This window comes from Sporomusa sp., assembly GCF_035561255.1.
Lineage (GTDB): Bacteria > Bacillota > Negativicutes > Sporomusales > Sporomusaceae > Sporomusa.
The window spans coordinates 23,816-34,031 of the sequence record NZ_DATMXX010000100.1 but is presented as its reverse complement, the minus strand read 5'-3'; the positions used below and the strand labels follow the sequence as shown (position 1 = coordinate 34,031).

The following is a 10,216-nucleotide window of genomic DNA, read 5'->3' as shown; positions in this document are numbered from 1 at the left end:
GTTATAGCATGTATTTATATTTACTATGGTTATCATCACAATCTTCATGTTCCAATTTTCACAAAGTCCGTTGTTTTAAGAAGGACTAACTATTTAATTTCATGGTGAGGAGGTTTTGTCTTGAAAGGTTTTCAATCACAGGAGTTAACCCGTATTATTGAAATTGACCGCAAGACATGTAAAGGCTGTGACTCGTGTAAGGCATTTTGTCCAACTGACGCTATCGAGGGCAAGTATGGGGCAATACACAAAATCAACAGCGAAAAATGTGTTTCTTGTGGTCAATGTCTTGTCAACTGTCCATTTGGGGCTCCCCAGGATACTGTTGACGTCGTGGATCAGGTTATCGACAAGCTTAAGAACAAGCAAGTCACTGTTGTGGGTACAATTGCGCCAGCGGTTCGTGTCGCGATTGGTGAAGAGTTTGGGATGGAGCCAGGCAGCTTGATTACCGAGAAGCTGTATGGTGCCATGAAGCAGGCCGGTTTTAAGGTGCTTGATACCAACTTTACTGCCGATCAGACCATTATGGAAGAAGGTATGGAGCTTATTGCCAAAATAAGACACTATGCCCTGGGTGAACCATCAGAACATCATTTGGGACCGTTGCCCCAGTTTACTTCCTGCTGTCCGGCGTGGGTCAGGTATGCCGAGCTGTATTACCCGGAACTGCTGCCTAATATGTCATCTGCCAAGTCGCCGATGATGATGGCCGGCGCGCTGGCTAAAACCTATGGTGCGACTGAGGTGTGGAAGGTAAACCCTGCAGACATATTTATGGTCGGTGTTATGCCCTGTACTGCCAAAAAGTTTGAGGCTTCGCGCCCTGAGTTCCACAGCGCCGCCCACTACTGGCAAACCCAGGGGAAAACAGGTGAGTATCCTGATATTGATGTAGTTCTCACAACAAGAGATTTGGCGCGTCTGTTCAAGAAACTGAACATTGATGTCAAAACTGTTGCTGAATTTAGTGATAAAGACAACCCGCTGGCTCAGTATAGCGGTGCCGGTACAATTTTTGCCAATACTGGCGGCGTAATGGAAGCAGCCTTACGGACTGCCTATTTTGTCATTACCGGTAAAGAGCTGGATGTCCTGGAGTTTAAACCTGTGCGGGGCCTCAAAGGCGTAAAAGAAGCCAGTGTTACCATGAAAGATATCAAGACAGGCAAAGAGGTTACGCTTAAAGTAGCTGTTGCCCATGGTACTAAAGAGAATGTAAAACCGCTCCTGGATGAGGTTAAAGCCGGCAAATCACCATACCACTTCATCGAAATAATGAACTGTCCCGGCGGCTGTGTCAACGGTGGTGGCCAGCCGATTAATCCAATGGGCACTTCATGGCTGGATAAAGCCAAGGCCGTACTGCCTTGGGCATAAGGAGGGAACACTATGGCACGGTATGATTATGTAGAAAAAGCCGTCAAGGTTTCGCGGCGTGAATTTTTAGGAATCGTTGGCGTGGCAGGCGCTGTTCTTTGGACCGGTGCGTATGTCGCCACTGATCTGGTGCAGGACCGCAATAAGTACATTAAATTGCGGGCACAAGGGATTTATAAAGATGATGAAAAAGCAAAAATCCGTCAAAGCCATAACAATCAGGCGGTTACCGATGTATACAAAAAATTTGCCCACAACCCGCTCAGCCATCTGGCCGAGGAACTTTTTCATACTAAATATGTAAATCGGACTAAGTTGGTGTAGGAGGGATATACTGATGAGCCATCATGATGAACACGGCCCGCGGGTATTGAAACACCCACTTATCTCGCGGCTATTTCACTGGGGTTTGATTCTCGGTTTTTTACCGGCGGCCATCACCGGATTTTTTGTCTGGCTGAAGCCTTTCGGTGATGATATGCAAAACCTGATTATGCAGATTCATATTGTCGGTGCCAGCATTCTTACTATATCCTGTATACTCTATACGATTTTTGCCTTAGACAGGGTTGTTGCCTTTACCCGGCGCATATTCTCCTGGAATGACAATGATGTCAAATGGCTGATGGTCTGCGGCGGCTATCCGCAGAAGATGCTGTTAGGCAAAACCATCCCTGTAGCCCCCATGGGTAAAATGAACTCCGGTCAAAAGCAAATGGGTATTATGATGTTTTTTGGTGGTATTATCCTGATTGTTACCGGCTGGGCGCTGTATGCGTTTTTGCCTGTAGCACCGAAAGCAGTTATGTACTGGTTTGATATGTTCCATCTGGTGATTGGGGTCATCCTCGGTCTGGCAGTATTTGCCCATATCTTCCTTGGTATCTATAACTGGGGTGAGTTCTTGTGTATGTTTGGTGATGGAACGCAGACGGTTGAGGAAGCTGAACATCACAACCCTGTTTGGGTAGCCAACGAAATTGAGCCGGTCAAAGGCGGTCAAACCACTGTCCCTGGCCAGCATCAGGCAGGCTAAATAGTAGTTTAAGAGAGAGATTGCTTCGCGATGCGGGGTGATCTCTTTTGTTGTTTCCCGGCTACCCAATTTTTGACTTTATCCAGGGAATCTGTTAAAATCATATATTAGGCACATACTATGCCTATGACCGTTTTAAAACGGTCTAAACTTTGTAATTAGAGTTTATTGTTTTGCCGGGGAGTTGATGATTTGTTTAAATTTTTGAAAAACTTATTTGGTGATGATAACGAAAAAGAGATTAAACGCATGATGGTGCTTGTTGAAAAAATCAATGCGTTTGAACCCGAGCTTCAGAGCATGAGTGATACCACGCTGACTGCCAAGACGGGTGATTTTAAACGCCGTCTTGATAAAGGCCAGACAATTGACGATATCTTGCCGGAAGCGTTTGCTGTGGTGCGGGAAGCATCACGCCGCGTGCTGGCCATGCGTCATTTTGATGTGCAGATGGTGGGTGGCATAACACTGCATGAGGGTAAAATTTCCGAGATGCGTACAGGCGAAGGTAAAACACTGGTAGCTACCCTGCCGGTGTATCTGAACGCTCTAACAGGCAAAGGGGTGCATGTTGTTACCGTCAATGACTATCTGGCGCGACGCGACAGCGAGTGGATGGGAAAACTATACCGCTACCTTGGCTTATCTGTTGGTCTGATTGTTCACGGTCTTGACTTTGATGAGCGCAAGCTGGCTTATAGCTCTGATGTTACATATGGTACGAATAACGAATTTGGTTTTGACTATCTGCGGGATAACATGGTTATTTACCCGGAGCAAATGGTGCAGCGGCCGCTTAATTACTCGATTGTCGATGAAGTTGACAGTATTTTAGTTGATGAAGCGCGGACACCACTGATTATTTCCGGTCCTGGTGAAAAGTCGACAGACCTCTACTATGTGTTGGCCAAGGTTGTGCCAAAACTAAAAGAGGGCGAAGACTATACCATTGATGAGAAAGCCCATACGGTAGCCCCTACCGAGGCCGGTGTGGCTAAGGCGGAGAAACTGCTTAATGTACAGAACCTCTATGAGAGCGAAAACATAGAGATGTCCCATCACTTTAATCAGGCCCTCAAGGCTAGTGCCCTGATGAAACGCGACCGCGATTATGTGGTTAAAGACGGCGAAGTCATCATTGTTGATGAATTTACCGGCCGGCTTATGTTTGGCCGCCGTTATTCCGATGGCCTGCATCAGGCGATTGAAGCCAAAGAAGGCGTGAAGATTGAACGGGAAAGCCAGACTCTGGCGACGATTACCTTCCAGAACTACTTCCGCATGTATAAGAAATTAGCCGGTATGACAGGTACTGCCAAGACCGAAGAGCCTGAATTCAGGAAGATCTATAATCTTGATGTTGTCGTTGTCCCCCCTAACCGGGAGATGCAGCGGCAGGATTTTCCCGACATTATTTATAAAACGAAGCGGGCTAAGTATAAAGCGGTTGTTAACGAGATTGCTGAAAAGCATAGCAAGTCCCAGCCGGTTCTTGTCGGCACTACCTCGATTGTTCAGTCAGAGGATTTGTCGGCGATGCTCAAGAAAAAGGGTGTTCCCCATAATGTACTGAATGCCAAATATCATGAAATGGAAGCGCAGATTATTGCTCAGGCCGGCCAGGCCGGGGCTGTGACGATTGCGACAAATATGGCCGGTCGTGGTACTGACATTGTCCTTGGGGCCGGTGTATCCGATTTGGGCGGACTGCATATTATCGGTACTGAGCGGCATGAGAGCCGCCGGATTGATAACCAGCTGCGTGGCCGGGCCGGCCGTCAGGGCGACCCCGGATCATCCCGGTTCTACCTGTCGCTGGAAGACGATCTCATGCGCCTGTTTGGCTCAGATAATATTGCCGGTATTATGGATAAGCTGGGAATGGAAGAGGATGAGCCGATTGAACACGCGCTGATTACCCGCTCTATTGAGCAAGCCCAGAAAAAGGTAGAAGCGCGTAATTTTGACATTCGTAAATATGTGCTTGAATATGATAATGTAATGAACCAGCAGCGTGAGGTTATCTATAGCCAGCGGAAGAAGATCCTGCTTGGTGATAACCTGAAAGACAACATCTTTAATATGATTGAAAAGCTTATTGATCATGGGATGGATCTGTATGCCAATGAAAAGATATACCCGGAGGAATGGGATTACGCCGGGCTTATTGAGTATTGTGAGGGCTTCTTTGCCCCTGCCGGTGAGCTTAAGGTCGATGTACTTGATACGCTGAGCCGCGAAGAGCTTAAGGAAGAGCTTATGAAATCCGCCGATACTGCCTATAGTGGCCGTGAGGCCCTGTTTGGCCCGGATAATATGCGTGAGCTTGAAAAGGTTGTCATGCTGAAAACGGTTGATGCCAAATGGATGGATCATCTTGATGCCATGGAGATGCTGCGGCAAGGTATTGGGTTACGGGCCTATGGGCAAAAAGATCCGCTTATTGAGTATAAGCTCGAAGGCTTTGACATGTTCCAGCAAATGATTGAGCATGTGCAGGAAGATATTGTCCGCTATATATTCAGGGTCAATATCATTTCCCAGGCGCAGCCTGAAGACCATTTACGCGGAGCCCACACCAGCCGTGGCGGCGAAGAGGGCGACGAACAGGCCCAGCCGGTAGAACCGGTCGTTAATGCCGATACCACAGGCCGCAATGAATTGTGTCCCTGCGGCAGCGGTAAAAAGTATAAACGCTGCTGTGGGTCTAAATAGGAGAGTGAGAGTATGCTTTTAGAAGACTTACGCGGGTCAATTGAGACCCTGGCCAAACGGCTTGAGGAAATGAGGGCTTCTCTTTGACGTTGCCGGTAAATCGGAACGAATCGAAGAGTTAGAAGATAGAATGAGCGACCCCACCTTCTGGGATAATCCGGAGGAAGCCCAGAAAACTGCCCAGGAGGTTACCCGCTTAAAAGACAGTATCAGCCAGCACCATGACCTGGCTGTCCGCCACAGCGATATGGCCATATTATGGCAGCTGGGGATGGAAGAGGCTGATGAGAGTGTTTACCCTGAGGTAACGGCTGTCATTACCGGTATTGAGCAGGAACTGGAACAGGTTGCGCTGACACTGATGCTGTCTGGTGAATATGACGGTAATAATGCCATTTTGACTCTCCATGCCGGTGCCGGTGGTACCGAGGCTCAGGATTGGGCGCAGATGCTGCTGCGGATGTATGTTCGCTGGGCTGAAAAGAGAAACTATAAGGTAGAAACGATGGATTTTCTGGCAGGTGATGAGGCCGGGGTAAAAAGTGTTACCCTGATGATTTCCGGCACCAACGCCTATGGTTATCTAAAAGCGGAAAAGGGCGTACACCGCCTTGTCCGCATCTCTCCGTTTGATGCCAGTGGCCGCCGTCATACCTCGTTTGCTGCTGTCGATGTCATGCCTGAGATTGATGATTCAGTGGAGATTACTATCAATCCGGTTGATCTGCGGGTAGATACCTTCCGGGCCAGTGGGGCCGGCGGGCAGCATATTAATAAAACTGATTCAGCCGTACGGATAACACATCTGCCGACAGGGGTTGTTGTGCAGTGTCAAAGTGAACGGTCCCAGATTCAAAACCGTGAGCAGTGTATGCGGCTTCTGCGGGCCCGGCTCTTTGAGCTTGAACGGCAGAAACAGGATGACAAGAAGGCGGAATTAGGCGGCGAATATCAGGCGATTGAATGGGGCAGCCAAATTCGTTCATACGTGTTTCACCCCTATAATCTGGTAAAAGATCACCGCACAGCGGCAGAGACCGGCAATGTTCAGGCCATTATGGACGGGGAAATAGATCTGTTTCTGGAAGCCTATTTAAAGAGTGATTTGAATTCCCAAAAATAAGGTGAGATTGCTCAAAGGGGGCGTAGGACATGAAGCGCCTGACAACAATCATTCTGTTTGTCACCATGGTGTTGGCTGCTGTCGAGATTGTGCTGCCGAAGGTAGTATCTGATGCTGTTGCCCAAGGTCTGCGTGACCTGACAGGCAGTAAGCAGGTAGTCGCCAAGGTGGATAAAAGCCCGGCTATCTTTATGCTGGGCGGAAAATTCGACCGGGTGTCGGCAGACGCCAGTGACGTCAAGACCGATAAGATAACCTTTCGCAATATGCATATTGTGTTAACAGGCGTTGCTGTCGATCTTCAGTCATTGCTTACTAACCGGACACTGGTGCTCCAGCGGGTTGATGATGCCGTTGTTACGACCACCATTACCCAGGAAGAGCTGGCAACATTTTTGAACAACTCGGTAAAAGGCGTCAAAAATGCTGTTGTTGCTATTACCCCGGGTAAGGTGGAGGTTAGCAGCGTTTTGACTCTGGGCGGGATTGCCCGGGTCGACGTCAAGCTGGAAGGCCGGATTGCCGGTGACCGGGAAAAGCACAGCATTAAGTTTGTTACCGACCGGTTTTGGCTTAATAACACCCCTGTCGGTAATATCGGTGGTTCATTGCTGACTGAGGTGCAGTTGCTTGACCTCAAGAAACTGCCCTTTGGCGTCAATGTGCGGGATATTGTCATGGAACAAGGGCAAGTCGTTATTTATACAGATAACCGGCCATAGTTTTAGTGTAATTCAGTTGAAAAGGCATTTAGCAAGCCGTTTCAAAAAGGGTGGAGAGATTTTGACAACCTTTACATATAACAAGCTGCTGGTTGGTCTCATTATTATTGGGCTGCTAGCGGCAGTTGCGGTTGACTGGCAGCGGCACACGGTGGAACAAGCTAATTCCACCGTGGAGTTGGTCATGGAGTATGAAGACCTTGTGGAACTGGCGCAAATCGAAGGTATTCAAACTGAGAGCCTGCTTACCAAGTTTAAGGCCGCAGGCATTACTTCATTAGCTGTATATGAAACCACTCTGGAAAAGCTCAATAAAAATGGCAAGGTAACAGCATTGCCAGGTGCAGATATTCTCCACCAGAATCGCACAGGGACCCTCACAGACCCATTCTGGCACAGCATGATTGCCGGGGGGAAGATCGTGGCTGAGGATGTGTATGTTGTCGGCCAGGATAAAAAGGTTTTTATGGAAGTGCGGAGCGATTTAGAGCGGCGTTTGGGCCCAGGCAGGGTCACCCTGCTGGCAGAAGGCGACCGGCCGGTTCTGGCTGCTAAAGGCAATTTTGAAAAAATGGTCAAATGGAATTTGGGTCTGCCAACAGATGAACTGGCTGCTGTTGATAAGCTCGGTTTTTATGTAGTTCCCCGCCCGACTAACTATACCAAGGTAACCCCGGCTGATGTCAATTCAGTGTTCAGCCGCTTAGCTGGTATTAATCATCTGAGTGCGATGATTTTCGTCGGTGATGAAATCCTGGGTTACCCTGATTTGCTGCCCCTTACTGCCAGTAATTTTAAAGAACGTAACCTGACACTGGCAATGATTGAACACCCGCTGCAACTGCAGTTTTTTAAACAGGAGGGTCTGACTGAACTGGCTGCAGCCAATAACTATCAGGCCGCGCGCGTGTATACCATTCCTAAGGATGAACAGCCTAAACTCAAAGTGGCTGAGGCCATTCAGCGCTGGGCGGTAACCGACCAGGAACGTAATATCCGGATTAATCTTATGCGTAAGTATGATAAACCTGAGCCGGGCAAGACCCTCATTGAGACCAATCTGGATTATGTATCCGGTGTAAAGGCCGAGTTGGCGGCAGCAGGTCTTACTACCGGCCGGGCAACTACCTTTAAACCTTACTTCCCGGCACCATGGCTGTTAGCTGTTATTGTACTGGGGGTAACAGCAGCCGGGGTGCTTTTCTTGTCGCTGATTGTTCCGTTTGCTGCCCGTTGGCAGTACGCGCTTGTGGCGCTGCTGGCAGCGGTATTGATATTCCCTATACTTAAGGGTGGGGGAACACTGAGCCGCCAGATGGCCGGTTTGGCCAGTGCCTGTATTTTTCCGGCGCTCGCGATGACCTGGCAGCTTGACCGCTGGCGTTCCCGGGAGTTAGCCGGGGGTTTCGGGCCTTCTACCGGCATTGGGCGGATTATTACTGCCGGTGTAGGCGCGCTTGTTGTTACAACCCTGTTGTCATTAGTGGGTGGACTGTATTTAGGGGCTGTACTCAGTGATGTGCGCTTTTTCCTGGAGATGGAGATATTCCGGGGGGTAAAGCTGACGTTTGTTGCACCGCTTATTTTAGTAGCCATCACGTATCTAACCAGGTATAATCTGTTTGAACAGGTTAAATCTGTTGATGCCCGCGGGTTATGGCGCCAGGTTGTTACAATCTTAAACTATCCGGTGACCATTAAATCGCTGCTGTTTGTTGGTGCGGCTGCTTTTGCTGCGTGGGTATTTATCGGTCGTTCAGGGCATACTGCCGGTGTACCTGTGCCTGCAGCAGAGCTGAAACTCAGGGCCCTGTTAGAACAGCTTATGTATGCCCGGCCGCGGGGGAAAGAGTTTCTAATCGGTCATCCCGCGTTTTTATTAGCGGCCATGGCCGTATATCGTCAGTGGCCAAGGCTTATACAATTGATTTTAGTAATAACGGCTACCATTGCCCAGGGGTCGCTTGTTGAAACGTTCGCGCATTTGAGGACGCCAATCTTCATGTCGGCGGTCCGGGGCCTGGATGGCTTGGTATTAGGTGCAGTGGTTGGCGCGGCTGCGGTTATCGGTGTGTACATAATCCAAGTCGTAATCGCCCGTTTGGGAAGGAGTCCGGCAGTTCATGAATGAAATTGTTGTTTCAGGCTATTATGGCTTTGCCAACGCCGGTGATGAGGCCATGCTGGCAGCCATGATTGAGGCTTTGACCGACATTGACCCCAATATCCGGATTACCGTTATCTCCGGTGATCCGGACGATACCAGGCGGCGGCATGGCGTAGAGGCTGTCTACCGCCTTAATTATCCGGAAATTGCCAGGGTTATGTCGAAAAGTCAGCTCTTAATCAGTGGCGGCGGCAGCTTGCTCCAGGATGTGACCAGCGACCGCAGCCTCTACTATTATCTCAGTATTATGATGCTGGCTAAAAAGCTGGGTAAACCTGTCATGCTGTATGCCCAGGGTATCGGTCCGGTACAAGGGGCACTGGCCCAGGGCGCGATGCGTTATATTGGCAATATGGTTGACCTGATTACTGTCCGTGATGATGGCTCCTATGAGGAGCTTAAGCGGCTAAAGGTAACGACGCCACCTATCTATATAACCGCCGATCCGGTGTTGGCGATGCATCAGGTTGACCGGCAAATTGGCCGCGCAATACTGAAAAAACATGGGCAGGAGGGCGTAGCCCCCTTAATTGGCATCTCAGTCCGGGAATGGAAGGACTGGAGTCATTTTAAACAGGTGATGGCCCATGCTGCCGACCAGATGATTGAGGAATTGGGTGCCAGGGTGGTATTTATCCCCATGCAGTGGCCTGATGATCTCAGTGTTTCAAAAAAAATCGCCAGCCGGATGAAAAACAAGAGCGGCGTGCTGCCTGGTGAATATACTACCAGTGAGCTGCTTTCCCTTGTCGGCAATCTGGATCTGTTAATTGGCATCAGGCTGCATGCCCTTATTTTCGCCGCTGTTATGCATGTGCCGATGGCCGGTATATCCTATGACCCTAAAATCGACCGTTTTCTGGAAACCATTGGGGAACGACACTGCGGCACACTCAAGACCGTAACTGCCGACAGTCTGATGGCCAGAATCCGCGAACTGTGGGATGAACGCAAGCAGCCCAATAGCGAGCGGGTAGAACACATCAATATTTTACGCAATAAAGCTTTTCAAAACGCCGAACTCGCGCTCAGCCTGATAAAGTGAGACATAGCCGCTCTTAGTGTGGTTATGT

8 protein-coding genes are annotated in these 10,216 nt (G+C 49.1%); all 8 read left to right on the top strand.

Going from position 1 to position 10,216, the window contains the following annotated elements:
• The first annotated feature begins 120 nt into the window (after window positions 1-120).
• The 8 genes from VN379_RS05990 to csaB all read left to right on the top strand — a co-directional run bounded on the left by VN379_RS05990 (window position 121) and on the right by csaB (window position 10,188).
• Entirely contained in the window at window positions 121-1,380 is a 1,260-nt protein-coding gene (locus VN379_RS05990; RefSeq protein ID WP_325531826.1) for a [FeFe] hydrogenase, group A, read from the top strand.
• 12 nt (window positions 1,381-1,392) lie between these two features.
• The gene (locus tag VN379_RS05985) at window positions 1,393-1,704 is read left to right on the top strand and encodes an iron hydrogenase small subunit (protein WP_325531824.1); all 312 of its coding nucleotides are present in this window, start codon (window positions 1,393-1,395) and stop codon (window positions 1,702-1,704) included.
• 13 nt (window positions 1,705-1,717) lie between these two features.
• Window positions 1,718-2,416, top strand: coding sequence for a cytochrome b/b6 domain-containing protein (locus VN379_RS05980; RefSeq protein ID WP_325531822.1), 699 nt, complete (start codon window positions 1,718-1,720; stop codon window positions 2,414-2,416).
• 192 nt (window positions 2,417-2,608) lie between these two features.
• Window positions 2,609-5,131, top strand: a complete 2,523-nt coding sequence (secA, locus tag VN379_RS05975; protein WP_325531819.1) for a preprotein translocase subunit SecA — start codon at window positions 2,609-2,611, stop codon at window positions 5,129-5,131.
• A 12-nt stretch (window positions 5,132-5,143) separates the two neighbouring features.
• Window positions 5,144-6,254, top strand: a protein-coding gene (gene prfB, locus VN379_RS05970) for a peptide chain release factor 2 (protein WP_325531817.1) whose coding sequence is annotated in 2 segments (ribosomal slippage) — window positions 5,144-5,215 and window positions 5,217-6,254 — 1,110 coding nt in all. Because the reading frame shifts where the segments join, the coding sequence is not laid out codon by codon here.
• Window positions 6,255-6,283: 29 nt separating this feature from the next.
• A complete protein-coding gene (locus tag VN379_RS05965; RefSeq protein ID WP_325531815.1) occupies window positions 6,284-6,976 on the top strand; it encodes a DUF2993 domain-containing protein in 693 nt (230 codons plus the stop codon).
• Between the two features lie 61 nt (window positions 6,977-7,037).
• The gene (locus tag VN379_RS05960) at window positions 7,038-9,107 is read left to right on the top strand and encodes a DUF5693 family protein (protein WP_325531813.1); all 2,070 of its coding nucleotides are present in this window, start codon (window positions 7,038-7,040) and stop codon (window positions 9,105-9,107) included.
• Window positions 9,100-10,188 (top strand): polysaccharide pyruvyl transferase CsaB, encoded by a 1,089-nt coding sequence (csaB, locus tag VN379_RS05955; RefSeq protein WP_325531811.1) that lies wholly within the window; start codon window positions 9,100-9,102, stop codon window positions 10,186-10,188. Before VN379_RS05960 ends, csaB begins: the two co-directional genes overlap by 8 nt.
• Window positions 10,189-10,216 lie beyond the last annotated feature (28 nt).

Bases quoted from the DNA above. Each gene is read 5' to 3' on its own strand.
- csaB (WP_325531811.1), top strand. From the start codon at position 9,100: ATGAATGAAATTGTTGTTTCAGGCTATTATGGCTTTGCCAACGCCGGT.
- VN379_RS05980 (WP_325531822.1), top strand. From the start codon at position 1,718: ATGAGCCATCATGATGAACACGGCCCGCGGGTATTGAAACACCCACTT.
- VN379_RS05985 (WP_325531824.1), top strand. From the start codon at position 1,393: ATGGCACGGTATGATTATGTAGAAAAAGCCGTCAAGGTTTCGCGGCGT.
- VN379_RS05965 (WP_325531815.1), top strand. From the start codon at position 6,284: ATGAAGCGCCTGACAACAATCATTCTGTTTGTCACCATGGTGTTGGCT.